Here is a 26,874-nt window from a genome sequence, read left to right as displayed (position 1 = left end):
TAAGATTGCAAGGTTGTAAAAAGATAAAGACACTGCATTGTTGCGGACTAGAAGAAAGGGACGAATGAAAAACGTACAGATATCTCAGAAATTATTTATAAGGCTGGTACGATTACTGGTCTTTGAGTTTGATGAAGATACTGATCTGATCAAAAAAGAACTTGAAGACAAGATGGAAAAACTAGTGAGGCATGAAATCTATTCAAAGTTCAAGACAGCACCCACTGAAGAGGAGAAGGAAAAAGCTCGTCAGGACTACCTCGATATGGTGGGAATGCACAGGAATTTTAGATGGTGATTTCCCTTGATGGATTGAACGGGAGCGTGACACGCTCCGGTAATAATCAGCCAAGGAATGAATGGTTTGGCAGGCGAGCGGAGCGAGCTTCCCCATAACGTGGCGTTATGGGTAAACCCCTATGGATAATGACATTACACATCATTATCCGGGGGCTCTCCGAGGGGCCTGCCGGCGGCAAAAAAATACGAAAGGATTTAGTTTATGATAACAGTAACATTTCACATTTCATGTAAAAAGCATTCGCTCACTAAAACACGAGATGTGGTTTCGGTGAGTAAACACAATCTTCGACTATTTCAAAGTGAAGAGTATAACGAAGAAATGATCGAAGTGGAAGTCGGGAGTGAAGTAAATATTCTCGATGATGTAAAAGATATTTATGAAAAGGAATTCTCTGAGGCACTGGCGGAATACAACAAAGGTAAAAGAAGTGACAGACAGATCCATGATTATCTGGAGTATGTATCCGAAAGTAAAAAGAATGATGTGGCTACGGAGGTAATTCTCCAAGTAGGGGATAAGGAATTCTGGGCGGATAAGACGAGAGAACAGTGGAATGCAATGAAGCCACTCTTGAGGGAACAGCTTGAATATGTAAAAGAGATAGTTCCGGAATTCAAAATCGCATCGGCGGTAACACACTTGGATGAGGATTCACCTCATATGCACGTAGTAGGAGTTCCGGTAGCAACAGGATACAAACGAGGACTAAACAAACAGGTGGCAAAAACAAAAGTGTTTGATCAGGAGAGACTAGAAAAAATACAAGATCTAATGCACGATTTTGTAGAGCATCAGATGAAAGACCACCCGGAGATTTTTGGAGATGAAACACTTAAGCCAAAAGAAAAAGGCAGGAATAGTGACTTCTCAAAAGAATTCTATTTAAGGCTAAAGCAGCAAGAATATGAAAAGCTGGAAGATAAGTGCCAAGAGAAGGAAACGCAGATTGAAGCTCTGGATGGAACGGCTAAAGAGATGAAGGAGGACATCGAAAGTACAGTTAACCAATATGTGGACTCAGTGGTAAATACGGAAATGAAAAAGGAATTCATGAGATATGCAACACTTGAAAATCCTAAGACTACACTTGGTAAATTAGTCTCGAAAGCCTTTAAAACATTCAAGGAATGGTGGGACAAGACTAAGAAGCCTGAGATAGCTGAAAAGGCTAAAACAAGCATTTTGCAAAAGCTAAGAGAAAGCCAGGCGATAGTTGATCAGAGGAAAGAGCAGCAAGGTCCGAATCTCAATAGGAACAATCTCAGTCCGGAGAGATGAATACTATGATAGCATTAGGCAGGGGCGTGAAAACGCCCTTGTTTTCTGTTGAAGTGCTTTGTCCAGTAAAGTATAATGAAACTGTTTTGATGCTTTATATTTGAAGACAGAATTATTACTGGTTAATAGAAATGGGATGAATGAGGATACAAATATGGGGATATTGATATGCGGGCATAATGGTGTTGGGAAAAGTACAATTGGAAGAATTCTTGCAGATAGATTATCCTATCAATTTATAGATAATGAGGATCTGTATTTTCCGAAAAATGATAAGTCATATATGTTTTCTAATCCAAGGAGTAAAGATGAGGTAATACACTTATTGGAGGAGAAAATAGAGTCCAACGATAAATTTGTGTTTGCAGCAGTAAAGGGGGATTATGGGGACAAACTGCTTGCAAAATTAGATTACGCTATTCTTGTCGAAGTTCCCAAAGAAACGAGGATGGAACGCGTAAAAGCACGTTCTGCTCAAAAGTTTGGAGATAGGATACTTGATAACGGAGATCTTTCAAGCAAAGAAAATTCATGGTTTGAAAAGGTAAACAGCAGGCCGGAGGATTTTGTCACTAAATGGATTGAAATCTTAGATTGTCCGATAATTAGAATTGATGGAGCTGCTCCAGTTGAGGAAAATGTAGAATATCTTCTCTCAATTTTGGCGAACGGTTAACTATAAGGGAGAAATTGCAACATGTTAGAGTATGAGTGGCTGTTTTTTGATCTGGGATCAACACTTATTGATGAGAGCAAAGTATATGAAAGACATATGAGAACAGTTGCAGATGAAGCAAATGTTACTTATGAATTTGTTTATAACAAGGCACTTGAATTGTATAAAAGAGGCAAACGTGGATATTCTGAGATGATGAGACAGTTGGGGGTTGAGAAGCCAATTTGGACTCAAGAAGATGAGATATTATATCCGGAAACAAAAAAGTGCTTGGAATCATTAAAAGAAAAATACAAGATAGGAATTATTGCAAATCAGATTTCTGGAACGGAAGATAGATTGAAAGAATTTGGGATATCCCAATATATCGATTTAGTGATAGCTTCTGCTGAAGAAGGAGTTTCTAAACCAGATAAAAGGATCTTTGAGATAGCACTTTATCGTGCAAAATGCAATCCCAATAAAGCTGTCATGATAGGTGATAGAGTGGATAACGATATTGTGCCTACAAAAGCATTAGGTATGGGAACAATATGGATTAAACAAGGCTTTGGACAGTTTTGGGTATTTACAGATGTATCTGAAGAACCGGATTTTTCTGTCGCAAATTTGTCAGAACTGATGGAATTACTATAGAATTAGTGATGATGGTTGACCTGATTAAGACTTTCAAATGATAGAGATTTATTGTGGCTTATCCCAAAAGGATTTTGGTAATTTTGCTACTTGAAAGATAGGTCTATTGATGTATACTATAGTTAAGCAGGTGATGCACAGCCTTATAAATGAGCGAGTTATCAGTAGGTGATGCACAGCCTTATAAATGAGCGAGTTAACAGCAGGGACAAGGTTTCTTGTCCCTGTTTTATGTTTAGGAGGAACATGAGAGGTTTAAAAATATATGAAGTGAATCCAGGATATGTAAAATACTTATCGGCATATCAGGAGCATATATTCTTTTCGGAAGGGGATAAATCTTCTAGAAAATATATAGGAATTGTTCTGGAGATAAATGGGTTTAAATATTTTGCGCCATTATCTTCGTTTAAGCCAAAGCATAAGAAAATGTCTGAAGGTGTAGATTTCATTAAGATTAAGGATTATGCGGTTATTAATATAAACAATATGATACCTGTACCGGATGGAGAGTTTTACCTTGTTGATGTTAATGGGACCAAGGATCCACATTATAGGTTTTTGTTGCAGGCTGAAAGCAGAGAGATAAATAGGCAAAGAAACAGAATATTGAAAAATGCAGATATTGTTTACAAGCATAAGCTGAGAAATGGTGATGCCACTCCGCTTGCTAAAAGAACTAATGATTTTGTTAAACTTGAAAAGGCTTGTAAGTCATATTGAAAATAGTAAAGTTGCCACCAGCCGCATACAGTAGCCCTGAGCTTTCTACCGTGCGCAGCAGGTAAACAGCAACTCGCCTTACAAATGCCCAAAACAAGGCGCTTAAGGCAATGAAAAAGTTCTCAAAGAGATAATCGTTTTACAACGTATTACATCTTTGGACAATCATATACGACTTATTGCACCTCAGGACAACAGTCCTGGGGTGTTTTTGTTATGTCCTCATGTTGTTAAGTAGTTGGCTAGTAAAGCGCAATAATGATATTTCAGTTTGCGCTTTAGGGTTGAGATTAAAGCGCAACAATGATATTGTTAAATAAAAAAACTAAGGACGAGGCTATGCGAGATATAGACAAAATAATTGAAGATGACGAAAATCAGGTGGTTGAATGGAAAGAGTCATGGCAGGATAAGTATTTAGAGTGGATCTGTGGCTATGCCAATGCCCAGGGTGGGACTCTCTACATAGGAGTTGATGATAATGGCAACGTTATTGGATTAGATTCAAAGGTACAAAAGAAGCTATTAGAGGATATTCCAAATAAAATTACTGCAGCATTTGGAATAACTTGTGATGTGAATCTCAAGTCAAAAGATAAAAAGAAGTATATTCAGGTTGAGGTAAAAAAATCGCGATTACCTTTAAATCTCCATGGAAGATATTATTACCGTACTGGAAGTGTAAAGAAGGAGATTACTGGATTTGAACTAACTGAATTCATTATAAAAAGCACAGGAACGTCATATGATGCTATGGTTTCAGACATAACTCGTGATAAGCTGACGTTTGAAGCGTTCAAAAAAAGATATCTTGATGTACTGTCTGGTAATCACGATTTTGAAGAAGATCTTATTAGCTTTAGATTAATGCAAGAAGACGGACAAATGACAAACGCAGGTGTTTTGTTTGCTGACCAATGGAATATTCATCATTCAAGAATGTTTTGTACAAGATGGAATGGTTTGGATAAAGCGGGTTCTGTCCAAGATGCTCTGGATGATCTGGAAATCACTGGTAGTTTATTATCACTCTTTGATAATGCAATGGATTTTGTTAGAAAAAACTCAAAAAAAGGATGGAGAAAAGACAAAGATAAAAGAGTAGAATTGCCGGATTATCCAGAACGTGCAGTAGAAGAAGGATTAGTCAATGCACTCATTCATAGAAGTTATTTGCAGACAGGTGCTCATAGCCAGATTGATATTTATGATGATCGAATGGTTATTACTAATCCAGGGGGAATGTATGATGGTTCTGAGGTTCAGTTACTAGATTTGAGACATGTCCCTTCTAAGCTTAGAAATCCAATACTGGCCGATGTTTTTGGGCGCTTACGTTTGATGGAGAGAAGAGGCAGTGGATTCAAAAAGATACTTGATGCCTATGAATCTGAAGAAAGATATACAGATAGTTTAAAGCCAGAGTTTTATACTGATGGTTATAATTTCTTCCTTACTCTATGGAACTTGAATTATGCTTATGATAAAGCGCAAAATAAAGCGCAAAATAAAGCGCAAAGAGGTACTTTATCTGATAGAGATTATATATTGCTCCTGATTAAGGAGAATCCAATCATAACACAAGAAGAATTGGCAAATATTATGGGGAAGTCACGAAGATCAGTACAGATGCTGATGAAGCAACTGATAGAGGATGATGCTATTGAAAGACTTGGATCAAAGAAACAGGGAACATGGATTTTAAAATGATAAATACTATGAAATGAGGAGTGGCATATGCGAACAATAGACATAATTAATATAATTGCAATAATAGTTTCCCCGGTTGTTGCAGTAGTTGTTGGCCAGATTTTACAAGACAGGAGAAAGAAGCGCTCTGATAAGATGGAGATTTTTAAAACACTAATGATAAGTAGAGGTTTGGGCTGGTCTACAGAAAGTGTTAAGGCATTGAACATTATTGAGGTTGTTTTTAGTGATGATCAATCTGCATTAAATCAGTGGAAGATTTATTATGATAGATTGTGTGTAGAGAATCCAAATGAAATGGAGCTTTCAAAGATTAAAACGGAAGGGGATAAACTCCTTGATGTTATGGCGAAATCATTGGGATATAAAGAAAAAGTCACCTGGGAGACTATACAGAAACCATATATTCCCAAAGGGTTATCGGATAATATTATTCAACAGCAGCAATACCAAAGTGCACAGTTAGATATAATGAACGCTGCTAGTATATATTTTCAGCAGATGAAAAATGAAAGTCAAAAATAGGAGAGGACAAAATGAGATTGAGGTATTGTGGTATAAAGTGAAAATATTTAACTATGTAAATTTCAGGAATTAGTTCTTGTGAACAGATAATTATGACAACGTACGGTGTATTTAGAAGGTAGATTTGTTGCCACCAGTTGTGTACAGTAGTCCTGGGCTTTCTACCGTACACAACAGGTAAACAGCAACTTGATGAAGAAATGCCTAAAATACGGCATTTTCACTTCATTGATCGTTCTCAAAGAGATGATCATCTGCTATTGCAGATTTCAAAAGACTCGGTACATTTGTACCGGGTCTTTTTGCGCCCGAAAGTGGACTAGGGGGATGGGGTTAGTGGTCCATTTTTACTCATTTTATCAAGAATAATTCTATATGCCTTTGTATAATATGATTACGATATCGTAGTAGAAAGGACCTTGAGCATGGAAAATTTTCAGCTGCTTATAGAAGCAATGGAATATATCGAAGATAATCTCACTGAGCCTATAAAAACAGAGAACATTGCTGATAAGCTGCATTGCTCGAAATCCACTATTGAAAAGCTTTTCAGGTACATTAACAATATCAGTATCAGGGATTATATAATTCGAAGGCGTATGAGTAAGGTTTCGAGAGAAATTGTAAGTAATCCGGAAAAGTCTCTGCTCGATATAGCTGTGGAATATGGCTATGGCAGTAATGAAGCTTTTTCAAGAGCCTTTTGCAGCGTGTGGCAGGTATCGCCTTCGGAGTTTAGAAAGAATCCCTCTAAATTTGAGTTGTTTCCCGGATATAGAATTGACCGGGAGCTAATGGAGGAAAAGACGATGGATGACAGGAAGAAGATTGATATAAGTGAGCTATATGACTGCATTAGAGAAAGAAAAGGCTGCTATCTGGTGCTTGGTGATATCAAGAGCCTTATTCCTATAAATGAGATTTCTCATAAAGCAGGCGATTTGGCGATAATAACTGCTATGAAACGCATGGAACAGGCTGCAGGCGCTGAGGATATAGTTTTTCGCATTGGCGGAGATGAATTTGTAATTCTTACAAATTCTAAAGAAGAAAATTATTCGAATAGTATATGTGAAGAAATTATAAGTCATAATGATGAACCTATATTTTGGGAGGAAAAAGAAATCCCACTCTCACTGTATGTTAAAGTAATATGTTATGAGGGCAGAACAGCTCTGAGATATTCTGAATTTTTTACCATGCTTCAAAATGAGCTAAGTGAAGAATACAAAAGGCAGTATTTTTGATTGCCACCAGCCGCATACAGTAGCCCTGAGCTTTCTGCCGTACGCAGCAGGTAAACAGCAACTCGCCCTAGGAATGCCCAAAACAAGGCACTTAAGACAGTGAAAAAGTTCTCAAAGAGATAATCTGCGCGTTTCTACAAGCGATGCGAATACAAAAAGGGATTGCTTCCGCAAGTTTACTTGCTGGGGAGCAATCCCTTTTTTGTATTCATAGCGCGACAGCGCGACATGAGCAAGACGCGAAGCGTCTGCGAATGGCATCGCGGAATATGGACATCTGTCCTGGAATGTTTACCTCAGAAACTCAGTGTTTCTGGGGTTTTTCTTTTATCTATAATAGTATTCAGTTGTGGTGAAACGAAGAAAAATTAGACTCCCCGGAGATCTTTGGAGATGAATAAGTTGATTTTTTTACCTTAGGGATATACAATGTATATACAAAGGAGGTATTGCTTATGCAAGCTCAAGTTAAAGCATGGGGAAATAGTCAAGGAATTAGAATACCCAAAGAAGTGCTTCAGGAAGCAGCTATTTCAGTTGATGATGTTCTCGATGTCAAGGTATCTAATGGCATGATAATGCTTGTTAAACCATTTAGACATAGAACGCTGGAAGAACGTGCTGCAGAATATGGTGGGCAGCTCCATTTAGACGGTGAATTTGACTGGGGTGAACCGGTAGGAAGAGAGATTTGGTAATGAAGGAAGAATTGCATCAAGGGGATATACTTAAAATTGAACATATCAAGAAACCGGTTCTTATTGTGAGTAAGGATTTCTTTAATCAGACCTTTGAGATAATCGGTTGTCCTATTTTTGAAAAAGGGGAAGCAGGACCACTTCACATATATATCAAGACAGATGATGTTGAAGGATATGTGCAGTGTGAAAAAATGGCACTTCTTGATATGAACATTAGAGGATATTCAAAGATAGATAGGATACATTATCCAGACATTATAAATATTACAGATGCTATCCAAGGAATCTTTGATTACATCTGAGTATAAAACAACATATTCCAAGTAGATGCTTGAATAGAGTAATAAACTTGGCAGCATATGATTCGAATTACGGATTGTACGCAGCAGGTAAACAGCAACCCGTCCCAAAAGATGGGTTATAGCACTAGATTTTTTAGGTGCGATAAAAATCTTTCTGCTATAGGTGTAAATGCCTGGTAGCGGTTCCATGCGAAATATATTTTATTTTCAAGCTTAGGAGACAACGGTCTGAATGCAAGACCGTTGTTTTTTGATGTATCAATAAGATAATCATAGGTGAGAAGATATCCAAGACCTTCCCTTGTAAAAATAGAGCCATTGTAGGAAAGACGGAAAGAACCTTCCAGCTGTAGCTCTGAAAATCTGCTCCCGGCCCATTTCTTTATATCTCCGTTCCAAGCCTGATCTGAGCAGAAAAGAGGTAATCCTATCAGGTCATCCAAACGAATGGATTCCTTTTTTTCCAGAGGGTCATTTTCAGGAATGATTAGTCCCCAGGTATCAGCCTGTGGAAATTCTATATATTCATACTTTCTGATGTCCGGCTGCTCAACCAGAACAACAAAATCAAGAAGCCCTTTTTCTGTTTTTTCAGACAGCTGTTCTGTATCACCACTTGTGATGTGATAATGGAGATTGGGATAGCTTTCTTTAAAGGTCTTGATTGCTCTTGCAAGGAATCTTAGCTGATAAGATTCTGCAAGTCCGAGGTAAAGATCTCCTCCGCTTATGTCATCAAGGGAAAGAAATTCCTGCTCGATTTTATCAGCCATGCTCACAAGATCTTCTGCACGGTTTCTGAGAAGAATTCCTTCTTCTGTCAGCTTTATACTGAAACTGTGTCTTGTAAATAGCTTCTTACCCAATTCTTCTTCCAATGATTTTAATTGTTTGGATAGAGTTGGCTGAGTCACATGCAGCATCTCAGCGGCTCTGCTCATGTTTTCTTCTCTTGCTACAGCTAAAAAATATCTTAAAGTCCTGATTTCCATGGTGATTCCTTTCCCGTACAGTGCACTCGAAATGCTACGCAGTGCAGTACTCGAAATGCTATATGATATGCCAAAATGGAATAATATGATATTCATTATAACTATTAGCGAAAAATCTTACAAGCTCATACAATAGAATTGTAAGTGAAATATTTACATGGAAATGAGGAATACTCATGGATAAAGAATATCTAAAGCAAAGCCTTTCAGATGCGGGATGCTGTAATGAGGCAACAGATACGATCCTGGAAAAATTTGAGTCAGGCAGTATCGATGAAATGGTAAGGCTTCTGAAAAAAGAAAGATGCCGTGCCATGGACGAGTACCACGAAAGCGGGAGAAAAGTTGACTGCATGGATTTCATGCTAAGAAAAATCGAAAATGAAATGAAGCAGAGATGACGGAGGTATCAAATGATGATCAGAACAGAAGAACTTAATTTAGTAACAGAGTGGGATAAGACTTTTCCAAAGAGTGAGAAGGTGGAACACAGCAAGGTGACATTTGCAAATCGCTACGGGATAACTCTTGCGGCAGATATGTATATACCAAAGGATATAGATGGCAAGCTTCCGGCTATTGCAGTATCAGGACCTTTTGGAGCTGTTAAGGAGCAGTGTTCAGGATTATATGCCCAGACTATGGCAGAAAGAGGATTTCTTACAATAGCCTTTGATCCCTCTTTTACAGGAGAGTCAGGCGGCAACGTAAGATATATGGCATCACCTGATATCAATACAGAGGATTTTATGGCTGCAGTTGATTTTCTTTCACTTAATGAAAAGGTAGATCCGGAAAGAATAGGAATCATAGGAATCTGCGGATGGGGCGGAATGGCTGTCAATACAGCTGCTCTTGACACAAGAATCAAAGCTACAGCTGCAATGACCATGTATGACATGACAAGAGTTAATGCAAAAGGTTACTTTGATGCCGATGACAGTGAAGAAAAGAGATATGAAGCGAAAAAGGCTTTGTGTGCTCAGCGCCTTGAAGATTTAAAGAATGGAGAATATAAGCGCGCGGGAGGTGTTGTAGATCCTCTACCTGCAGATGCACCTTTCTTTGTAAAAGACTATTTTGATTACTACAAAACGGATCGTGGATATCATGCCCGTTCCCTTAATTCCAATGATGGATGGAATGTGGTAGGCTGTGAATCCTTCGTGAATCAGCCAATCCTTAAATACAGTAATGAAATCAGAAGTGCAGTACTTCTTGTACATGGCGAGAAGGCTCATTCATGCTACTTCAGTAAAGATGCTTATGCGGATATGATAAAGGACAGCAAATATGCGGATAATAAAGAGCTGATGGTCATCCCAGATGCGGTTCATACGGATCTCTATGATGGTGGAGATAAGGATTATATTCCGTTTGATAAACTTGAGAGCTTCTTCAATGAATATCTGAAATAAGGAGAGGTAACGATGAGTAAGGTTTTGATAATAAAGACAAGTCTTAGAGCAAAGAGCAATTCTGATATTCTGGCAGATAAAGTATCTGATGGAGCAAAAGCTGCGGGACATGATGTGGAAGTCATTAGCCTCAAGGACAAAAAAGTTGGATTCTGCAAAGGATGTCTTGCATGCCAAAAGACGCAGAAGTGCGTGATAAATGATGATGCTGTAGAGATTGCGAAAAAAGTAAAGAATGCAGATACGCTTGTATTTGCGACCCCTATCTACTATTACGAGATGAGCGGACAGATGAAGACTCTTCTTGACAGACTTAATCCGCTTTTTCCTTCGGATTATAGATTTCGTAATGTCTATATGCTTTCAACAGCTGCTGAAGATGAGACTTTTGTTCCTGAGAAAGCTGTCAGTGGTCTGAACGGCTGGGTAGATTGTTTTGAAAAAGCGTCATTTAAAGGTTCACTGTTCTGCGGCGGAATAAATGATATGGGTGAAGCAGACGGAAAAGAAGAGGAAAAGCAGGAAGCTTATGAGTTTGGAAAAAATCTTTTATAAGAAAAAATGCAGAGCCTGGATTATATTATGCTTGCTTGTTGTATTTACCGTTACAGGATGCAGAAAGCCTGTTAATACTGAGTCAGTTTCAGAAGCGGTATCTATTCCGAATAAGGATAATGAAGAAATGACTCAAGCCCGGCCTGAATTAGAAGAGGCAAGGAACATTGATACGGCTACGATGGAATCTTCAAAAAGTGAAGAGAGTATGACTGATTCAGAAGAAAGGTTGGTGGAGAATACGCTTAAACTTTTTATAAATGATGAAGAGATCCCTGTGACATGGGAAGAAAATGAATCTGTAAAAGCTGTGAATAATCTGGCTGAATCTAGTCCTATCATCATTGATATGTCTATGTACGGTGGCTTTGAACAGGTTGGCTCTATCGGTCAGTCTATTCCAAGGAATGATAAGCAGATGACTACAAGTGCTGGGGACATTGTTTTGTATTCAGGTAATCAGCTGGTAGTGTTTTACGGTTCAAACAGCTGGGCTTATACAAAACTTGGTCATATAGATAACAAGTCTGAGGAAGAATTGGGAAGGCTACTTGGCTCTGGCAATGTTACTATAACAGTCAGCGTTAATGAATAAAGATTATGAGAAGTGAGGCAATATGATGAAAACAATATTAGATCAAAAATTTGATGAAGAGAGAGCCCTTTACGGAAGTGATGGTATTGTAGTCCATAACTGCCGGTTTGATGGTCCGGCTGATGGAGAGAGTGCACTTAAGGAAAGCAAAAATACTGAGGTACAGGATTGCTTTTTTAATCTGAGATATCCCTTCTGGCACGATGATAATTTGAAGATCAATGGAAGTGAAATGACCGAGAACTGCCGCGCTGCGCTATGGTATACAAAGAATGCTTTCATAACTGATACAAAGCTTCATGGCATAAAGGCACTCAGGGAATGTTCGGATATAAGAATAGAAGATTGTGATATTGTATCGCAGGAATTTGGATGGTCAGTAAAAGATATTGTAATGAAGAATACTACGGCTCAGAGTGAATATTTCATGATGAGATCAGAAAAACTGACTTTTGAAAACGTTACCCTAAAGGGAAAGTATTCTTTTCAGTATATTACAGATTCTGAGTTTGATAATTGTAACTTCGATACTAAAGATGCTTTTTGGCATGCCAAAGATGTAGTTATCCGGAATAGTGTTATCAAAGGCGAATATCTTGCATGGTATTGCGAGAATGTTACTTTTGAAAACTGCACTATAATAGGAACTCAACCACTTTGTTACTGCAAGAACCTAAAACTCATAAATTGCAAGATGATAGATACGGACCTTGCGTTTGAGAAGTCGGATGTGGAAGCTTCGATAGACTCAGAAGTGATAAGTATTAAGAATCCTCAAAGCGGCACTATCCATGTGCGAGAAGTTGGAGAAATTATTATGGATGATGAAGATGCTAAAGGACAGGTGCTGATTTTAGGACGGAAAGAATGTGCTTGATTTAAATTATTTCTTACATGGAAATCAATATCATAGTAGTATTTTTTACTATCATTATTCAAGTTGCCACCAGCAGCATACAGTAGTCCTGAGCTTTCTACCGTACGCAGCAGGTAAACAGCAACTCGCACTTGAAATGCCTAAAACAGGGCACTTAAGGCAGTGAAAAAGTTCTCAAAGAGATAATCATCTGCTGTTGCAGAATATTGTTTCTTTGGAAATATTCAAAGATCTATTACCGGAAGCCCAGGTGGCTTCCGGTTTTCTATTTAAGTCGTTCCTATTCGGGAATTAAAAATTTCACTTTACGATTCTATAAGATACTAGTAGATGCTTCAAAGACCCTATTTAGGCATGCCTATTGGTTTGTGCTTCTGAGTGTTCTTGACTATAAATCTTGTTTTATTCTGTTTGAGTCAATGATCGCAGTGTGTCTGATTGACTGCAATTCCAAGATTATTATATATGAGTCAACCAGCTACGGTTGAGGATTTGACTGTAAATCCAGTATTCCCTTATATGGGTCAACTATTGTATGGGGATGCGTTGACCTTAAATCAGGTAATTCCAAAATGAGTCAATGGTCTTGGGAAATTTCCATGACCGCATTTCCAAAATTCTGTACCTGAGTCAAGTGCCGAGCTGTAATCAGATGACTACAAACAAAGATGATAGCAGGGACGCTTGATATTGAACAACAGGATGTGCTAAAGGCAGTTAATCTGCCTTAAGGAGCTTGAAGTGACTTTTTCTGTACTCAATCAGCCCTTCATCTTTCATATGAGACAGCTCTTTTGACAGGTTGGTTCTTTCAAGGTTCAGATAATCTGCAAGTTGTTGTCTGTTGAAAGGAATATCAAATTCCTTCGAGCCTGTCTGAAGTGCAATTGCATTAAGGTATGACAAAAGACGCCCACGGCAGCTCTTTGAAGAAGTATGAAAACTTCGACCGGACAGAACAAGATTTTTCTGAGATGAGATAATAAGTATGTTTTTAAGGAGCTTTTCCTTCCAGGGAGAGCTCTTTTTGCAGCCATCAAGGAGGGTTCTTATATTGCAAAAGAGAACACGGCAGTCCTCATTTGCTCTGACATCGACCAGAAGGACTTCGCCAAGAAGAGCGTAGGTTTCAGCAAAATATTGGCTTATTCCAACGTGGCTTAAAACAGTACGGTTGCCCCATACATCGTTGCTTTCAATGGTAACACTGCCTGAGAGTACCATGCCTATCTTATCGGTCGTATCTCCGGCGTGGAGAATCAATTCTTCTTTTCGATATTTTTTTTCCCTGGCATCCAGTGAATCGAGGCATAACGACAGTTCTTTTGCTGTCATCCCTTGGAACAGTCTGCTTTTCTCCAGTACATTTATATCCATTATTTATCCTCATATAATTATTCAGAATCAAACTCGGAAAAAAATCAAAATGTGGTTTAAACAACATACTTATTACGAACAGTATATTATACTGACGGCATCAAAACAAGAACACAGTGAAACAAGAGAGGATTAACGATGGTAAGAAAGATAATAAAGATTGATGAAGAAAAGTGCAACGGCTGTGGCATCTGTGCAAATGCATGTCATGAGGGGGCTATAGATATTGTGGATGGAAAGGCAAAGCTTGTAAGAGAAAACTTCTGCGACGGTTTTGGAGACTGTCTGCCTGGATGCCCAATGGGAGCAATCTCTTTTGACGAGAGAGAAGCACCTGCCTATGATGAAGCAGCAGTAAAAGCAGCACACGGATGTCCAGGGTCACGATTCATGGCACTTAAGAGTAGCGTACAGGAAGACACTGATCCCGGACAGAATATGATTTCAAGAATGAGCTCGCATCCCTCAAGACTGATGCAGTGGCCCTGTCAGATAAAACTTCTGCCGACACAGGCAGATTTCTATAATGGAGCCAGGCTCCTTATAGCAGCCGATTGTACAGCATATGCCTATGCAAACATGCATGAAGAGTTCATGAAGGGCAAGGTTACAATGATAGGATGTCCCAAGCTTGATGAGGGTGACTACACAGAAAAGCTTACAGATATCATTTCAAACAATGATATCGCCAGCGTGACCATAGTAAGAATGGAGGTTCCATGCTGCGGAGGATTACAGAGAGCAGCAGAGAATGCAATAAGGAATAGCGGTAAGTTTCTTCCATGGCAGGTTGTGACGATCTCAAGGAATGGTGAGGTTATTGATTAAATTTCCCAGTAAGCATTTAATTCATGGGCTTTTGATGGATGAAAGATTATACTGAAAAGTGTAATAAGCACAGATAAGGAGGCGTATCATGACACTGAACGAGAGAAAAGTAGCAGTAGTAGGTTGTGGATTTGTTGGTTCAGCATCAGCTTTTGCTCTTATGGAGAGCGGGCTCTTTTCTGAGATGGTGCTGATAGATTTGAATAAAGAGAAAGCGGAGGGTGAAGCTTTTGATATCAGTCATGGACTTCCGTTTGCTAAGCCAATGCAGATCTATGCCGGTGATTATGAGGATGCACAAGATGCAGCAGTTGTGGTGGTTACAGCAGGTGCCGGACAGAAGCCGGGTGAGACAAGACTGGATCTGGTAAAAAAGAACGTAGGTATCTTTAAGTCAATAATTCCGGAGATTGCAAAGTACAACAAAGAAGGAATCTTACTGATAGTGGCGAATCCTGTTGATGTTCTTACATATGCTGCAGCCAAATTCAGCGGATTTCCGGAGAACAGGGTGTTTGGTTCTGGAACTGTACTTGATACAGCAAGATTCAAATACCTTCTTGGCGAGCACCTGAGCGTTGATAGCCGTTCAGTACATGCATTCATCATAGGTGAGCACGGCGACAGCGAGATTGCAGCATGGAGCAGTGCTAATGTTTCGGGAATCCCGATCCATGATTTCTGCGAGATGAGAGGACACTTTGAACATGAAAAGGCAATGAAAGAGATTGCTGAAAATGTTAAAAACAGTGCCTATGAGATCATCGAGAAGAAAGGCGCTACCTATTACGGAATTGCCATGAGTGTAAGGCGTATTTGTGAAGCTATCATTCGTGATGAAAAATCCGTTCTTCCGATTTCCAGCATCCAACACGGAGAGAATGGTATTGATGGCGTTGCACTCAGCATGCCGGCTATTGTCGGAAGAAATGGAGTAGAGGGAGCTGTTCCAATCAGACTAAACCAGCAGGAAAAAGATGCATTACTTAAATCATCAGAGACTTTGAAAGCTGTAATTGATGAAGCACTTTGATGAAATATGGCGGGAATTGTTTAAGCATCATTTTTTGGAACATTGTTAGCGGCAACTAACATAAAGTGGTATCATGAAATTGCAGGAAAGGTTCTATCTTATATACCTGATGACTTTGATGGAAGGCTTTTGGATGTTCCGGTAGGGACTGTTGTATTTACGGAAAAGAAATGGAATGCCACATAGATGGCTCAATGGCATATTTTAAGTGTAAAAAATAATAAGCCGCTTTAAGGGAGTAAAGATAGTAAATGTTTGATAAGAGATTGATGGCTATGTGCCCGGAAAGTAAAAAATACATAGTGGGTAACATTATCTGCCAATGGGTTGAACTTATGATGAACGCAGTGATGATCTTTGTCATCGCAAATGCGGTAGAAAAGCTGTATCGCAAGGAAATGACCGTAAAAGAGATGCTTATTTCTCTTGCGATACTTGCAGGTGTTCTCATTGTTCGGTTTGTCATGACAAAGAAAACGACGCAGATGAGCTATCGTGCATCGAAGACTGTAAAGCGCGTAATGAGAGAGCAGATATATAAAAAGATACTGAAGCTTGGGAATACATACAGAGAGCATGCGACAACCGCAGAACTTGTTCAGGAATCAGTGGAAGGTGTAGAACAGCTTGAAAGCTATTTTGGACAATACGTGCCGCAGTTTTTCTATGCATTTATCGCTCCGATCACCCTGTTTGTGTTGTTCGGTCTTGCGGGAAGTTTCAAGGTGGCAGGAGTGCTGCTTATCTGTGTCCCCCTCATCCCGGGAGCCATAATGATGGTCCAGAAGATTGCAAAGAAGCTTCTGTCCAAGTACTGGGATCAGTATGCGAAGCTTGGGAGCACCTTCCTAGAAAATCTTCAAGGGATGACAACTCTGAAAACATACAAAGCTGATGCGTATAAGAACGAACAGATGAACGCGGAATCCGAGAACTTCAGAAGGATTACTATGAAAGTTCTGACGATGCAGCTCAATTCCATTATCATCATGGATTTCTTCGCATACGGTGGTGCCGCACTTGGTATTGCACTTGCGGGAAAAACCTTTATAGACGGAAACCTTACGCTTCAGAGTACGGTCTTTATGATCCTTCTTTCAGCGGATTTCTTTCTTCCGATGAGAAAACTTGGCAGCTACTTCCATGTGGCTATGAATGGAATGGCTGCAAGCGATAGGATATTTAAATTCTTGAGCGAGGAAGAACCAAAAGAAAAGACTGCGAGACTTTCCGAGACAGGGCTGGACATTAGACTTTCAGATGTCAGCTTTTCCTATGATGATGAAAAGCAGTGAGGAACTTATCCTTTCTGAGATAAAGAAACTTGCAGAAAAAAAGACAGTTATCATGATCACTCACAGGCTTATGAATGTTGTGGATGCGGACAGAATCTTTGTGATGGATAACGGCAGGATCTCCGGATCGGGAACGCATGCAGATCTCCTTGAAACGAATAACGTATACAGAAATCTGTGGAATACACAGAAAGAACTTGAGGACTACGGGAAGGGAGGTGTTATCGCATGAAAAAGCAAAACAAAGCACTGATTCTGTTAAGAATGCTTAAGCTTGTAAAGCCTCTCTCCGGGTTTATGATCCTGGCTGTCGTGCTCGGAACACTTGGCTTCTTTACAGCAGAGTTCATTCCGATACTTGGTGGAGAAGCAATACTCATAGGGCTTGGGATACAAACAAAGTTATCTTGGAACATGCTTGTATGGCTGCTTTTATCATTTGCGATACTGCGAGCGATATTCAGGTTTACAGAGCAGCGGACGAATCATTATATAGCATTTACGCTGCTCGCGATCATAAGAGACAAAGTGTTTAAAGCACTCAGAAGGCTATGCCCTGCAAAGCTTGAAGGAAGGGATAAAGGAGATCTGATATCTCTCATCACATCGGATGTGGAGCTTCTGGAGGTGTTTTATGCACATACTATCTCGCCGATATGCATCGCTATAGTATCGGAAACGATTATGTGTCTGTTTATCGGAAGCTTTCACCCGCTTCTTGGTATCGCCGCACTAATTGCGTTTACTCTTGTAGGCGTGATTCTTCCTATCATCATTTCAAAGCGGAGCGGTACAACGGGCGATGAACTTCGGGCGCAGTCAGGAGAACTTTCAGCACATATGCTTGAAAGCATAAGGGGAATCGATGATATACTTCAGTATTCCTTTGGAGAAAAGAGACTGAAAGAGATAAGTGATAAAACGAGAGCGCTTTCGGAGAGGCAGGGAGTTTTGAGTAAGCTTACCGGAACCAACATGGCGATAGCAAATATGCTGATACTGATCTCCGATATCGCAATGCTGCTGGTTTGCGCATGGCTTTATCAAGCCGGGCAGATTGGATTTGACGGATTCCTTATACCGATGATCGCTCTCATGTCATCCTTCGGACCTGTTACCGCACTTGCGTCACTTGGTACAACTCTTCAGAGTACAGTGGCTTCAGGTGCAAGAGTCCTTGCAATCATAGACGAAGAGCCGGAGACGGAAGACATAACAGGGAAGGCATCTGCAATTTTTGACGGTGCGGAAGTAAAAAACGTTTCTTTTGCCTACGCAGGAGAAAATGTGCTGAATAACATATCGCTGCAGGTGCCAAAGGGAAAGATTGTCGGTATTGTTGGAAAGAGTGGGTGTGGCAAGTCTACACTTTTAAAGCTTCTCATGAGATTCTGGAATGCCTGTAATGGAGAAATCTCGGTATCCGGAAGAAATGTAAGTGAGATAAACACAGCGGATCTTCGGGACATGGAAAGCTACATGACTCAGGAAACAGAGCTTTTCAAAGATACGATTAGTAACAATATCCGCATCGGAAAACTTGATGCAACTGACGAAGAAGTTGTGAAGGCATGCAAAAAGGCTTCTATACATGACTTTATTATGACGCTTCCGAAGGGATATGAAACCGAAGTCGGAGAACTGGGAAGCACCTTGTCCGGCGGTGAGAGGCAGAGAATAGGACTTGCAAGGGCGTTTCTTCATAATGCACCGTTTATGCTTCTCGACGAACCAACAAGCAATCTTGATAGTCTCAATGAAGCTGTGATTCTGAAATCTCTTAAAGAAGAAGGGAGAGAAAAGACTGTCCTCCTTGTATCTCACAGAGAGTCAACCATGAGGATTGCAGAGAAAACATTGGCGATGGAAGGCGGACGGATTTCGTGAATAAGACGGAAAAAGCTGTTAGATATGATGTGAAGGGGCGAAAATATATAGGAACACCTGCAAAGTATTATTACAGCGATATGGGGCTTCGGAATGCCAGCGGAAGCGTATCTCAAGCCGCAAACATAGTTGAGGCAATCGGCTGCGGCGTTAAACTGATCTTGATTGATGAAGATAAGAGCGCCACGAATTTTATGATTCGCGACAAGGTCATGCGAAAGATAGTTCCCGATGAACCCATTATTCCTTTTACAGATAGAATTGAGGAACTGAATAAAAAAGTTGACAAGATTATCGGAAGATAAAAATTAGTGATATTAAGAGGATTTCTGAGGATGATTCTTCAGGAATCCTCTTTTTTTAGGCGTTTGGATATAGTATCATCAAAGAAATGATTTTTTTAATATATAGGATGATTATGTCAAAAAAGATTTACCTAATGAGACACTCTATACCGGAAAAGATAAAAATAGAAACATCAATGATCCCTCTTTCTGATGAAGGCATAGCTCTTGCCAAGTCTAAGAAAGAAGTTATGAAAAGAGTTGATCATTGCTTTTCTTCTTCATATAAAAGAGCGATTGATACTGCCAAAATTATTACAGATAACGTTGTTGTAGTAAGTGAATTACATGAAAGAATCATTGGCGAGGCGTTCGAAGATTTCTGGCTAAAGCAGTATTTAGACCATGATTATCGAAATCCTAATGGTGAATCATTAAATGATGTTAAGAATAGAATGAAAATTGCGATTGATTCAATTCTTGGAAAAATTCAAGATGGAGAATCCGCACTGATTGTTTCTCACGCTACAGCAATTTGCTCTTATCTATTGAATTATTGTGATGTTACAGTAACAAATCCTTCTGACAAATCCAGAAAAATAACATATAAAGATGAAACTGTAATGGATGGAATATTTGCACCAACAAATTACTTTGAGATTGATTTTATAAATGATTCTATAGATTCAATATGTTTTCATTCATAGCAGTAACTTGATTCTAGGGCATTGAACCATAATATTCCAGTTTTATTGACGATAGGGTTGAAATCTATTTCAAAGGGAGAAAAAATTAACATGAACAGATATGTTTTCGGCAGACCAATGAATAAGATCATTCATGGGGGAGATTATAATCCGGAGCAATGGCTGGACAGGCCGGATATTTTGAAACAGGATATTGAATACATGAAAGAGGCAGGCATCAACGAGGCCACTTTAGGTGTTTTTTCATGGGCCATGTACGAACCGAGGTAAGGCGAGTTCCACCTGGACTGGTTGGTGCAGATCATGGATGATCTGTATCAAAACGGGATCAGCACGATCCTTGCCACTCCTTCCGGTGCCAGGCCTGTGTGGCTGGACAATAAATATCCTGATGTTATGCGTGTAGATGCAAACGGAGTTCGCAACAGACACGGAGGAAGGCATAATCACTGTATGTCTTCGGAAAAGTACAGGGAAAAAGTAAGGATCATAGACAGAAAACTGGCTGAAACGGTCGGAGATCATCCGGGCCTTATCATGTGGCATGTGTCAAATGAATTTGGCGGGGAATGTTTTTGTGATAAGTGCAAGGCAAAATTCAGGGAATATCTAAGAGAAAGGTTCCACAATAATATCGATGAGCTTAATCATGAATGGTGGACGACCTTCTGGAGCGCAAGGTATTCTGATTTTGAAGAGATCGATCCACCATACAACAATGGTCAGACAGCTATAATGGGACTCAATCTCGAGTGGAAAAGATTTACCAGCCGCAATTATTCGGATTATCTTTCCGTAGAGATCGATGCTATAAGAGAGCATTCGAAAAATGCCTCGATTCCCATAACAACAAACTTTATGGGCAGGTATTATGGCATTGATTACAGAGTTTTGGCTAAAAAGATTGATGCGATAGCCTGGGACAGCTATCCGGCTTTTCATAACGATCATGAAACTTATCGGGATACGATGATGTCTGCTGCATTTGACAATGCGGTAATGAGGGGAATGAAAAAGGACAGGCCATTCCTGCTTATGGAAAGTGCACCGGGGCTGGTTAATTGGATGCCGTTTAATAAGCTCAAAAGACCGGGAGTTCATGAGCAGTTCGCGATTCAGACGATTGCCTGTGGTGCTGATTCCATTCAGTATTTTCAGATGCGCAAGTCAAGAGGGGCGGCAGAACAGTTCCATGGCGCGGTTATCGACCATATCGGAACAAATGATACCAGGATCTTTAAGGAAGTAAAGAAAACGGGGGAGACACTGAGGAAACTTTCTGAAGTTGAAGGATCCATAAAAAACAATGAGGCGGCAATTATCTTTGAGTGGGACAACTGGTGGGCAATTGACGGTGCGGGAGCATTTGGCGGATCCACCAAAAAATATGATTCCATATGCAGGGATTATTGGGTAAAGCTTATGGAGTTCGGAGTTGAGGCAGATGTTATCTCTACCGAGGATGAACTTGACCGGTATAAGTTAATCATAGTCCCTATGCTTTTTATGCTGAAGGATGATATCGCAAAGGAATTAACGGATTTTGTTGAAAAGGGCGGAACAATCCTTGTGACCTATATCAGCGGATATGTTAATGAGAACTGTCTTTGTTATCAGGGGGGATTTCCGGGAGATGGACTGAAAAAACTGCTCGGCGTGATCAGTGAAGAGATCGATACACTTTATCCATCAGATAATAATGGTATTCACGTCAATTACAAGGGTATCGATAAGATAATTGAAGTAAGAGACTACGCTGAAATACTAAGAGTAGATGATGCACAGATATTGGGCAGATATACGGAGGATTTCTATAAGGATACGGCTGCCATAACGTGCAGGTGTCATGGAAATGGAAAAGCTTATTATCAGGCGGCCAGATGCTCGATCGATGGTCTGAGCGAATTTATTAAAGGCTTGTTGACAGAATCCGGCATTGAAGTAAAGGATATACCTGCAGGAATAGAATATCATAAAAGAATAGGCAAAGAAGCAACCTATGAATTCTACTTGAACGTAACTTCGGATATTATTGAATTAACAAACGTGGAAGGTATTAATCTGATGACAGGAAATCGGATCAGCGGCAGTATAAACTTAGGAGGAAGAGAATACCTTGTTTTGAAAAACAAGTTATAGTCGAATACTGCGGAAGATAAAGCAGGTAAGGAGCAATATGTTATGGATTCAAAAAAATATTTTTCCATTGTTTGTCAGGCTAGAAAAAAAGGGGATGCTAAGCAATATGTTTCGTGTTCGGAATATGGACTCGAGTTTTCGTGTACTCCCGCTTCAGCAGATGGTCTGAAAAACATATATCAGGTAACAATTACAAATACCGGTCACGAAGACTTTAATGGTGTTATTCAGTTGAAGGTTCAGGTTCAGGCTGAAAATCCAAAGTTCTTCATGCCCGGATATATGTATGACCGAAACACTGCGGACATGCCTTCTTCCGGACGAAAAGCATTCCCCAGACTGAAAACCGGCGCATCTGACATGCCGGAATCACCTTTCTTTATGACAAGAAGTGACAGGCTCGCAGAACCGCTCAGCCTGATTTATGATCATGGCACGGTAACGGGGATATCGGCAGCTCCTGTCATCAGCGGAAAGGATGGATCTCTTGAACAGTTCTGTGGATTTTCGTGTTGTTTAGAAGAAGATGGAGGTTCGTCCGTAGCTTATACGCTTGGATATGAAAATGCACCTTGGCTTTTTGTTCAGACTGCCACGGTACGTGATCGTGAGCCGCTTTCTGATAAAAATTCATTCAAGCTCTCTGCAGGCGAACATTATACCTTTGATCTGACTGTATACTGCTATTCAGGAGAGGACGAGCGCGCGATATATCCTGCAATAGAAGATTGCTATTTTCGTTATCATGAGTGTCCCAGATCGATTACCGGAATGAATGCTCCCAAAGCTCTCAAAATGCTTTGCTCGGCGATCCGTGACTACGCGTGGCTTGACGAGGAGAAGATTTATACCGGTTTTGTCTATGATAGAGCAGATGGCTTATCCTATAACCGGATCCCATCCATTTCCTGGACCAATGGTCTGGTAGTGGCTGTTCCGATGCTTATTTGGGCTAATCGTATCGGAGATGATGTCGCACGGAGTCAAAGCCTGACCTTTATAGAACAAACCGTAAGAAATTCTTTTAATCCATCGTCCGGGCTCTTGTATGAAAGCATGGAAAACGGTCATCCTTCCGCACATGGCTGGTGGTATAACGGCATGCATAGTGGCGGACACAGCTCCTATATTAACGGGCAGGCGATATATTACCTCTTGCAGGCTTATTGTGATGAAAAAGAAAAACGGGGAATCGTTCACGAAGAGTGGCTTGATCTTGCCGGGAAAGTTGTTGAACGGATAAACAGAGAACTGAATTCTGATAATGAATATCCGTTTTCGATGTCAGAAAAAACAGGCGCAGGCTTAGAGTATGATTCTATGGGCAGTGCATGGTGCCTTGCAGCTACGGCTAAGTACGAACAGGTGATAGATGATCGCATGTATATGAATCTGCTTCGGAAGAGTGAAGAGCATTACTTTAACGCTTTTGTCAAAAAGGTCGAATGTTACGGTGGGCCGCTCGATACGGATAAAGCCGTTGACAGCGAAGGCATCCTAAGCTATATTCGCGCCGTCCGAATTCTGCATGAACTGACGGGTGAAAACTATCTCCTTAACCATCTTCGAGATGCACTTTACTATGAATTCACCTTTAAGCTCGGGTACAATACGCACATTATGGTTCGGCCTTTAAGTGAAATAGGTTGGTCATCTTGTGGCGGAAGCATTACTTCCGTTGCAAATCCTCATATACATCCCATGTCTAGTACTGTAATCAGTGAAATGAGGTATTATCTGGGATTTTGTGATGACCGGTATGTGAAGAGCCGAATGGAAGATACCATCGGATGGAGCCTTCAGACGTTTAATACGAAGGACAGCGAGTATGGTTACGGCCGAACCGGTTGGATGTCCGAGCGCTTTTGCTTCTGCGAGGGTCTTCTTACTGAAAAATACTCAGATGGAGAACCAGCATCTACCTGGTTCGCTCTTATGCCGTGGGCTTCGGGAAGTGTTATCGAAGGATTGCTATAGCAAATATTTGGTTAATGAAATAATCAAATTCCAGTTTGTCTAACTGATCCGCTAACTTTCCCTTATTTACAAGGCTTTTGAGCCTTTATATTGTAATCGGAATACGGTTTTCCCTTGTTTTTGCCCTTATAAGGTAGATACAAGGGAAACTTTTTTATCCGACTACTTTATCCAAGAGTTTTGCACTGTTTTTCTTGGATTCTCTTGAACCATGGGCGTATATATTCATTGTGGTACTTACATCTGAGTGACCAAGCATTTCCTGAACATCTTTCGGCATCGCTCCGTTTGCCAGCATGTTTGTGGTGTAAGTGTGGCGGAGCATGTGGAAGTGGAAGCCTTCTAATTCCGGTACGTGAGTAGCCGCTGATCTGCAGGCATCTGAGATGGTGGCAGGTATTTCAAGACTTCCGTCTTCGCGTTTACATACGAAGTCGATTTCCTGATAATCAGGTGGAACTATATCCTCCCCGCTTAAGTGATAGAATTCGTAGTGGATGCGGTTTTTCTCTTTGATTTCGCGGTAGTAGTTGTGATGATACAGTGCGCCGTAGCGGAGCCGGTTTCTGTGTTGCTCCTTTTTGGCTTTCCTCAGGATGTCGGTGAGTGTATCTCCGAAATCTACCGTACGTACTTTGCCACGCTTGGTCGGTCCGATCTCTGTGGTATGCCTTGCTCCGTTATAGCGGATGCTCCTGCGGACTGTGAGGTATTGCTCGTCAAGATTTATATCCTGCCAGGTCAGTCCTGCCACTTCTCCGATGCGAAGTCCGGTGAAGTATGATATCTGAACCGGAAGGATGGCATCTTTGCTTCTTTTACCCAAGAAGTCTATGAGTTTCTGATATTCCTCGGGTGTGAGAGGTTTAGTAGTTTCTGATGCCTCATCGTCATCGGCGAACAGTTCCGTATCGGTCACGTTGCTGTGTATCACCACATAGTCCATTGGATTGAAGGTTATGAGCTGCTTTGGAAATACTGCGAATCGGAATGCTCCGTGCAGTACCGCCGAGTATGATCTCATATAGTTCTTTGAGAAGCCGTTTGATGTAAAATCGCCCTCGCTTCCGCCGAATACCAGCAGATCCATGAACTTTTGCAGGTGATCCGATGTGATTGTTTTGAGTTTCCGCTTGCTGATCGGATGCTTCTTGATCCTCTGGATAGTCTGGAGATAGTTTTCTACAGTGCCGTTGCTTAGTGCCCCGGTCTTTAAGTCTTCTTCAGCCCACACATCAAGCAGATCGCCGAGTGTGGTGTTTTCTGCTTTGGCAATGAATTTCTTTTCTTCGTAGTCCTCCATTGCCTGTCTTAAGAGCTTTTCGGTCTCACTTTTGCTTTCGGTACCTGTAAACTCCTTCTGTACCAGGTTTCCGCTTGCATCCTCAACATAGAAGCGGTAGTACCACTTTTTACCTTTTTTTCTAACAGATCCTTTTGCCATGAATTAATAATCCTCCTCTCTTGTGAAGGCAACCGGAACTGTTGAAATGCTCTAATTAACTATACGGTTTTTCCGTGTGGCTGTCTATTCCTCGTCCTCGTCAGCGGCTTCGTAGAAGGACATCAGGCTTTCAAGTCTTTCTTCCGCTTTCTTCGGACTCCTGGTATAGAGCCTTATTACATCGGATATATCGTTATAGGCATTGATCGTGTGAGTCACTTCTCTGAGGAACATAATCTCGTTATATTCCTTCTGCGACTCGATCCCCGTTGCCTTAGCAAGCGATTTATTGAACTTATCTTCTTTGATGCGACCGGAAGCGAATCTGAATGAATCCAGGAATGATTCGTATTCGGTCAGAAGATATATGAGTATGTCTTTTGCAAATGCGTATTCCTCGCTGCTTAAGTCCTGCTGGTCGGTGACCGCAAGCCTTCCCATAAGATCCCTGATCTTAAGATCGCGGCTGTCGGTGATATCGGTGGTATATTCATCCGTTTCACCTTTAAGCCATTCCACTGATACGTGGAGGGCATCTGCAAGTCCTTCGAGAATGAGTTTCTTTGTGTTGTCGATAGTACCTGCTTCATATCTCTGTATGGTGGATGTGTTTACATCCATCTTCTCTGCTATATATTTCTGATGAAGGTTCAGTTCTTTCCTTCTCTGTTTAATTCTGCTTCCAATTATCACGCGTAATTCTTTGTCTTTCATTTCTTTACGCCTCCCGCTATCGGTGTGGTTTCCCTTTCCGTTTTGTTCCTTCCGGTGGGTACATTTGTACTATAGCACAATCAATTATGAAATGCAATATGCAATCATATAAAAAGATATAGAATTGCATACTGCTTGACAAAGGATTCCTTATGCAGTATATTTGCATTAAAGGAAAATTGCATAATGCAAATGAAAGGAGGAAAACGAAATGCGTGATAGCAAACTCGCCTATACGGTAGATGAAGCTTCGGAACGTACCGGTATCGGGAGAAATACTCTCCGAAAACTGATTGAATGGAAGAAGCTCCCTGTACTGAAGGTTGGGCGAAGACTTCTGATCCGGGCGGATGCACTGGAAATGTTCATCCAGCTCAATGAAGGGAACGATCTTCGCAACCGTGACGATGTAAAAGCGATTTGTAACTGTGCGGTAACCGGCTGACATATTTACCGTAAGCCGGTACAAAATGACTGATGGATTCGATGGATGGAAAGGAGAAAAGAAATGCCTAGAGCAGAAAAAAGCACGAAGGAACTTAAGAAAGATCTGGAGCGGATCACCGAGAAATACGAGCGCGCACTGGAGAAGGACAATCGGAAGATTGCCGAAGTAGTGCGCAGGTATCTCGGTGACGAACCAGATCTTG

29 protein-coding genes and 1 pseudogene are annotated in these 26,874 nt (G+C 40.6%); 26 read left to right on the top strand and 4 right to left on the bottom strand.

Features of this window, described 5'->3' with window-relative positions:
• Positions 1–64: 64 nt before the first annotated feature.
• The 10 genes from BLO53_RS13695 (at position 65) to BLO53_RS13650 (ending at position 8,102) form a co-directional block, all read left to right on the top strand.
• Entirely contained in the window at positions 65–298 is a 234-nt protein-coding gene (locus BLO53_RS13695; protein ID WP_092062772.1) for a complexin-2, read from the top strand.
• A 324-nt stretch (positions 299–622) separates the two neighbouring features.
• Positions 623–1,582 (top strand): plasmid recombination protein, encoded by a 960-nt coding sequence (locus tag BLO53_RS13690; protein ID WP_242875381.1) that lies wholly within the window; start codon positions 623–625, stop codon positions 1,580–1,582.
• A gap of 154 nt (positions 1,583–1,736) precedes the next feature.
• The gene (locus BLO53_RS13685; protein WP_092062766.1) at positions 1,737–2,258 is read left to right on the top strand and encodes an AAA family ATPase; all 522 of its coding nucleotides are present in this window, start codon (positions 1,737–1,739) and stop codon (positions 2,256–2,258) included.
• Between the two features lie 21 nt (positions 2,259–2,279).
• Positions 2,280–2,894, top strand: a complete 615-nt coding sequence (locus BLO53_RS13680; RefSeq protein WP_092062763.1) for an HAD family hydrolase — start codon at positions 2,280–2,282, stop codon at positions 2,892–2,894.
• Positions 2,895–3,140: 246 nt separating this feature from the next.
• Entirely contained in the window at positions 3,141–3,617 is a 477-nt protein-coding gene (locus tag BLO53_RS13675; protein WP_176757291.1) for a type III toxin-antitoxin system ToxN/AbiQ family toxin, read from the top strand.
• A 339-nt stretch (positions 3,618–3,956) separates the two neighbouring features.
• On the top strand, positions 3,957–5,327 hold the full coding sequence (locus BLO53_RS13670) for an ATP-binding protein (protein WP_176757290.1): 1,371 nt from the start codon (positions 3,957–3,959) through the stop codon (positions 5,325–5,327).
• Between the two features lie 27 nt (positions 5,328–5,354).
• Positions 5,355–5,852, top strand: coding sequence for a DUF6680 family protein (locus BLO53_RS13665; RefSeq protein ID WP_092062755.1), 498 nt, complete (start codon positions 5,355–5,357; stop codon positions 5,850–5,852).
• A gap of 425 nt (positions 5,853–6,277) precedes the next feature.
• Complete coding sequence (locus tag BLO53_RS13660; RefSeq protein ID WP_092062752.1) at positions 6,278–7,099, top strand: helix-turn-helix domain-containing protein; 822 nt, start codon at positions 6,278–6,280, stop codon at positions 7,097–7,099.
• Between the two features lie 455 nt (positions 7,100–7,554).
• A complete protein-coding gene (locus BLO53_RS13655) occupies positions 7,555–7,797 on the top strand; it encodes an AbrB/MazE/SpoVT family DNA-binding domain-containing protein (protein WP_092062749.1) in 243 nt (80 codons plus the stop codon).
• Positions 7,797–8,102 carry a type II toxin-antitoxin system PemK/MazF family toxin gene (locus BLO53_RS13650; protein ID WP_092062746.1) on the top strand — a complete coding sequence of 102 codons (306 nt, stop codon included), beginning with the start codon at positions 7,797–7,799 and terminating at the stop codon, positions 8,100–8,102. Before BLO53_RS13655 ends, BLO53_RS13650 begins: the two co-directional genes overlap by 1 nt.
• Before the next feature lie 116 nt (positions 8,103–8,218).
• Here the strand turns inward: BLO53_RS13650 and BLO53_RS13645 are convergent, their stop codons facing one another.
• The gene (locus tag BLO53_RS13645) at positions 8,219–9,094 is read right to left on the bottom strand and encodes a LysR family transcriptional regulator (protein ID WP_092062743.1); all 876 of its coding nucleotides are present in this window, start codon (positions 9,092–9,094) and stop codon (positions 8,219–8,221) included.
• Between the two features lie 176 nt (positions 9,095–9,270).
• On the opposite strand from BLO53_RS13645, the gene BLO53_RS13640 reads away from it, so the two are divergent.
• The 5 genes from BLO53_RS13640 to BLO53_RS13620 are packed head-to-tail and all read left to right on the top strand — an operon-like array spanning position 9,271 to position 12,539.
• The gene (locus BLO53_RS13640; RefSeq protein WP_090008798.1) at positions 9,271–9,495 is read left to right on the top strand and encodes a hypothetical protein; all 225 of its coding nucleotides are present in this window, start codon (positions 9,271–9,273) and stop codon (positions 9,493–9,495) included.
• Between the two features lie 15 nt (positions 9,496–9,510).
• Positions 9,511–10,512, top strand: a complete 1,002-nt coding sequence (locus BLO53_RS13635) for an alpha/beta hydrolase (protein ID WP_092062828.1) — start codon at positions 9,511–9,513, stop codon at positions 10,510–10,512.
• A 12-nt stretch (positions 10,513–10,524) separates the two neighbouring features.
• On the top strand, positions 10,525–11,067 hold the full coding sequence (locus tag BLO53_RS13630; protein ID WP_092062740.1) for a flavodoxin family protein: 543 nt from the start codon (positions 10,525–10,527) through the stop codon (positions 11,065–11,067).
• A complete protein-coding gene (locus BLO53_RS13625) occupies positions 11,042–11,662 on the top strand; it encodes a cyclophilin-like fold protein (RefSeq protein ID WP_242875380.1) in 621 nt (206 codons plus the stop codon). Before BLO53_RS13630 ends, BLO53_RS13625 begins: the two co-directional genes overlap by 26 nt.
• Positions 11,663–11,687: 25 nt before the next feature.
• Complete coding sequence (locus BLO53_RS13620) at positions 11,688–12,539, top strand: DUF3737 family protein (RefSeq protein WP_092062737.1); 852 nt, start codon at positions 11,688–11,690, stop codon at positions 12,537–12,539.
• Between the two features lie 717 nt (positions 12,540–13,256).
• On the opposite strand, the gene BLO53_RS13615 is transcribed toward BLO53_RS13620, so the two are convergent.
• A complete protein-coding gene (locus BLO53_RS13615) occupies positions 13,257–13,916 on the bottom strand; it encodes a Crp/Fnr family transcriptional regulator (protein ID WP_092062734.1) in 660 nt (219 codons plus the stop codon).
• 138 nt (positions 13,917–14,054) lie between these two features.
• Between BLO53_RS13615 and BLO53_RS13610 the strand changes: the two genes are divergently transcribed.
• The 10 genes and pseudogenes from BLO53_RS13610 (at position 14,055) to BLO53_RS13575 (ending at position 24,066) form a co-directional block, all read left to right on the top strand.
• Positions 14,055–14,744: an ATP-binding protein gene (locus BLO53_RS13610; RefSeq protein ID WP_092062731.1), complete on the top strand. Its 690-nt coding sequence runs from the start codon at positions 14,055–14,057 to the stop codon at positions 14,742–14,744.
• An 88-nt stretch (positions 14,745–14,832) separates the two neighbouring features.
• Positions 14,833–15,777, top strand: coding sequence for an L-lactate dehydrogenase (locus tag BLO53_RS13605; protein ID WP_092062728.1), 945 nt, complete (start codon positions 14,833–14,835; stop codon positions 15,775–15,777).
• Positions 15,778–16,028: 251 nt separating this feature from the next.
• Positions 16,029–17,072: an ABC transporter transmembrane domain-containing protein gene (locus BLO53_RS13600; RefSeq protein ID WP_330388921.1), complete on the top strand. Its 1,044-nt coding sequence runs from the start codon at positions 16,029–16,031 to the stop codon at positions 17,070–17,072.
• Positions 17,053–17,304 carry a hypothetical protein gene (locus BLO53_RS19870; RefSeq protein ID WP_330388920.1) on the top strand — a complete coding sequence of 84 codons (252 nt, stop codon included), beginning with the start codon at positions 17,053–17,055 and terminating at the stop codon, positions 17,302–17,304. The genes BLO53_RS13600 and BLO53_RS19870 overlap by 20 nt, the downstream gene beginning before the upstream one ends.
• Positions 17,301–18,959 (top strand): amino acid ABC transporter ATP-binding/permease protein, encoded by a 1,659-nt coding sequence (locus BLO53_RS13595; RefSeq protein WP_092062725.1) that lies wholly within the window; start codon positions 17,301–17,303, stop codon positions 18,957–18,959. Before BLO53_RS19870 ends, BLO53_RS13595 begins: the two co-directional genes overlap by 4 nt.
• Positions 18,956–19,264 (top strand): P-loop domain-containing protein, encoded by a 309-nt coding sequence (locus tag BLO53_RS13590; protein WP_330388919.1) that lies wholly within the window; start codon positions 18,956–18,958, stop codon positions 19,262–19,264. The genes BLO53_RS13595 and BLO53_RS13590 overlap by 4 nt, the downstream gene beginning before the upstream one ends.
• 113 nt (positions 19,265–19,377) lie before the next feature.
• A complete protein-coding gene (locus BLO53_RS13585) occupies positions 19,378–19,950 on the top strand; it encodes a histidine phosphatase family protein (RefSeq protein ID WP_176757289.1) in 573 nt (190 codons plus the stop codon).
• Positions 19,951–20,040: 90 nt separating this feature from the next.
• Positions 20,041–21,876, top strand: a pseudogene (locus tag BLO53_RS13580) (beta-galactosidase); the annotation flags it as partial.
• Positions 21,868–22,089: a Beta-galactosidase C-terminal domain gene (locus BLO53_RS19675; RefSeq protein ID WP_242875382.1), complete on the top strand. Its 222-nt coding sequence runs from the start codon at positions 21,868–21,870 to the stop codon at positions 22,087–22,089. The pseudogene BLO53_RS13580 and the gene BLO53_RS19675, both read left to right, overlap by 9 nt.
• 42 nt (positions 22,090–22,131) lie before the next feature.
• The gene (locus BLO53_RS13575; RefSeq protein ID WP_092062719.1) at positions 22,132–24,066 is read left to right on the top strand and encodes a hypothetical protein; all 1,935 of its coding nucleotides are present in this window, start codon (positions 22,132–22,134) and stop codon (positions 24,064–24,066) included.
• A 154-nt stretch (positions 24,067–24,220) separates the two neighbouring features.
• Here BLO53_RS13575 and BLO53_RS13570 read toward each other — a convergent pair whose 3' ends face one another.
• The gene (locus tag BLO53_RS13570) at positions 24,221–25,510 is read right to left on the bottom strand and encodes a tyrosine-type recombinase/integrase (RefSeq protein WP_092062716.1); all 1,290 of its coding nucleotides are present in this window, start codon (positions 25,508–25,510) and stop codon (positions 24,221–24,223) included.
• Positions 25,511–25,594: 84 nt separating this feature from the next.
• Positions 25,595–26,224: a helix-turn-helix domain-containing protein gene (locus BLO53_RS13565; RefSeq protein WP_092062713.1), complete on the bottom strand. Its 630-nt coding sequence runs from the start codon at positions 26,222–26,224 to the stop codon at positions 25,595–25,597.
• Between the two features lie 211 nt (positions 26,225–26,435).
• On the opposite strand from BLO53_RS13565, the gene BLO53_RS13560 reads away from it, so the two are divergent.
• Positions 26,436–26,669 (top strand): helix-turn-helix domain-containing protein, encoded by a 234-nt coding sequence (locus BLO53_RS13560; protein ID WP_092062710.1) that lies wholly within the window; start codon positions 26,436–26,438, stop codon positions 26,667–26,669.
• Positions 26,670–26,874: the final 205 nt, after the last annotated feature.

This window comes from Butyrivibrio sp. INlla14 (assembly GCF_900102515.1).
Classification (GTDB): domain Bacteria; phylum Bacillota; class Clostridia; order Lachnospirales; family Lachnospiraceae; genus Butyrivibrio.
This window is presented reverse-complemented; position numbering and strand designations above follow the sequence as displayed.

What these genes read in the sequence shown, in the direction of transcription:
- BLO53_RS13585 (WP_176757289.1), top strand. Translation starts at nt 19,378, where the DNA reads ATGTCAAAAAAGATTTACCTAATGAGACACTCTATACCGGAAAAGATA.
- BLO53_RS13665 (WP_092062755.1), top strand. Translation starts at nt 5,355, where the DNA reads ATGCGAACAATAGACATAATTAATATAATTGCAATAATAGTTTCCCCG.
- BLO53_RS13675 (WP_176757291.1), top strand. Translation starts at nt 3,141, where the DNA reads ATGAGAGGTTTAAAAATATATGAAGTGAATCCAGGATATGTAAAATAC.
- BLO53_RS13635 (WP_092062828.1), top strand. Translation starts at nt 9,511, where the DNA reads ATGATCAGAACAGAAGAACTTAATTTAGTAACAGAGTGGGATAAGACT.
- BLO53_RS19870 (WP_330388920.1), top strand. Translation starts at nt 17,053, where the DNA reads ATGATGATGAAAAGCAGTGAGGAACTTATCCTTTCTGAGATAAAGAAA.
- BLO53_RS13615 (WP_092062734.1), bottom strand. Translation starts at nt 13,916, where the DNA reads ATGGATATAAATGTACTGGAGAAAAGCAGACTGTTCCAAGGGATGACA.
- BLO53_RS13570 (WP_092062716.1), bottom strand. Translation starts at nt 25,510, where the DNA reads ATGGCAAAAGGATCTGTTAGAAAAAAAGGTAAAAAGTGGTACTACCGC.
- BLO53_RS13605 (WP_092062728.1), top strand. Translation starts at nt 14,833, where the DNA reads ATGACACTGAACGAGAGAAAAGTAGCAGTAGTAGGTTGTGGATTTGTT.
- BLO53_RS13560 (WP_092062710.1), top strand. Translation starts at nt 26,436, where the DNA reads ATGCGTGATAGCAAACTCGCCTATACGGTAGATGAAGCTTCGGAACGT.
- BLO53_RS13670 (WP_176757290.1), top strand. Translation starts at nt 3,957, where the DNA reads ATGCGAGATATAGACAAAATAATTGAAGATGACGAAAATCAGGTGGTT.
- BLO53_RS13630 (WP_092062740.1), top strand. Translation starts at nt 10,525, where the DNA reads ATGAGTAAGGTTTTGATAATAAAGACAAGTCTTAGAGCAAAGAGCAAT.
- BLO53_RS13575 (WP_092062719.1), top strand. Translation starts at nt 22,132, where the DNA reads ATGGATTCAAAAAAATATTTTTCCATTGTTTGTCAGGCTAGAAAAAAA.
- BLO53_RS13645 (WP_092062743.1), bottom strand. Translation starts at nt 9,094, where the DNA reads ATGGAAATCAGGACTTTAAGATATTTTTTAGCTGTAGCAAGAGAAGAA.
- BLO53_RS13595 (WP_092062725.1), top strand. Translation starts at nt 17,301, where the DNA reads ATGAAAAAGCAAAACAAAGCACTGATTCTGTTAAGAATGCTTAAGCTT.
- BLO53_RS13620 (WP_092062737.1), top strand. Translation starts at nt 11,688, where the DNA reads ATGAAAACAATATTAGATCAAAAATTTGATGAAGAGAGAGCCCTTTAC.
- BLO53_RS13660 (WP_092062752.1), top strand. Translation starts at nt 6,278, where the DNA reads ATGGAAAATTTTCAGCTGCTTATAGAAGCAATGGAATATATCGAAGAT.
- BLO53_RS13625 (WP_242875380.1), top strand. Translation starts at nt 11,042, where the DNA reads ATGAGTTTGGAAAAAATCTTTTATAAGAAAAAATGCAGAGCCTGGATT.
- BLO53_RS13650 (WP_092062746.1), top strand. Translation starts at nt 7,797, where the DNA reads ATGAAGGAAGAATTGCATCAAGGGGATATACTTAAAATTGAACATATC.
- BLO53_RS13655 (WP_092062749.1), top strand. Translation starts at nt 7,555, where the DNA reads ATGCAAGCTCAAGTTAAAGCATGGGGAAATAGTCAAGGAATTAGAATA.
- BLO53_RS13695 (WP_092062772.1), top strand. Translation starts at nt 65, where the DNA reads ATGAAAAACGTACAGATATCTCAGAAATTATTTATAAGGCTGGTACGA.
- BLO53_RS13610 (WP_092062731.1), top strand. Translation starts at nt 14,055, where the DNA reads ATGGTAAGAAAGATAATAAAGATTGATGAAGAAAAGTGCAACGGCTGT.
- BLO53_RS13600 (WP_330388921.1), top strand. Translation starts at nt 16,029, where the DNA reads ATGTTTGATAAGAGATTGATGGCTATGTGCCCGGAAAGTAAAAAATAC.
- BLO53_RS13640 (WP_090008798.1), top strand. Translation starts at nt 9,271, where the DNA reads ATGGATAAAGAATATCTAAAGCAAAGCCTTTCAGATGCGGGATGCTGT.
- BLO53_RS13565 (WP_092062713.1), bottom strand. Translation starts at nt 26,224, where the DNA reads ATGAAAGACAAAGAATTACGCGTGATAATTGGAAGCAGAATTAAACAG.
- BLO53_RS13685 (WP_092062766.1), top strand. Translation starts at nt 1,737, where the DNA reads ATGGGGATATTGATATGCGGGCATAATGGTGTTGGGAAAAGTACAATT.
- BLO53_RS13680 (WP_092062763.1), top strand. Translation starts at nt 2,280, where the DNA reads ATGTTAGAGTATGAGTGGCTGTTTTTTGATCTGGGATCAACACTTATT.
- BLO53_RS13690 (WP_242875381.1), top strand. Translation starts at nt 623, where the DNA reads ATGATCGAAGTGGAAGTCGGGAGTGAAGTAAATATTCTCGATGATGTA.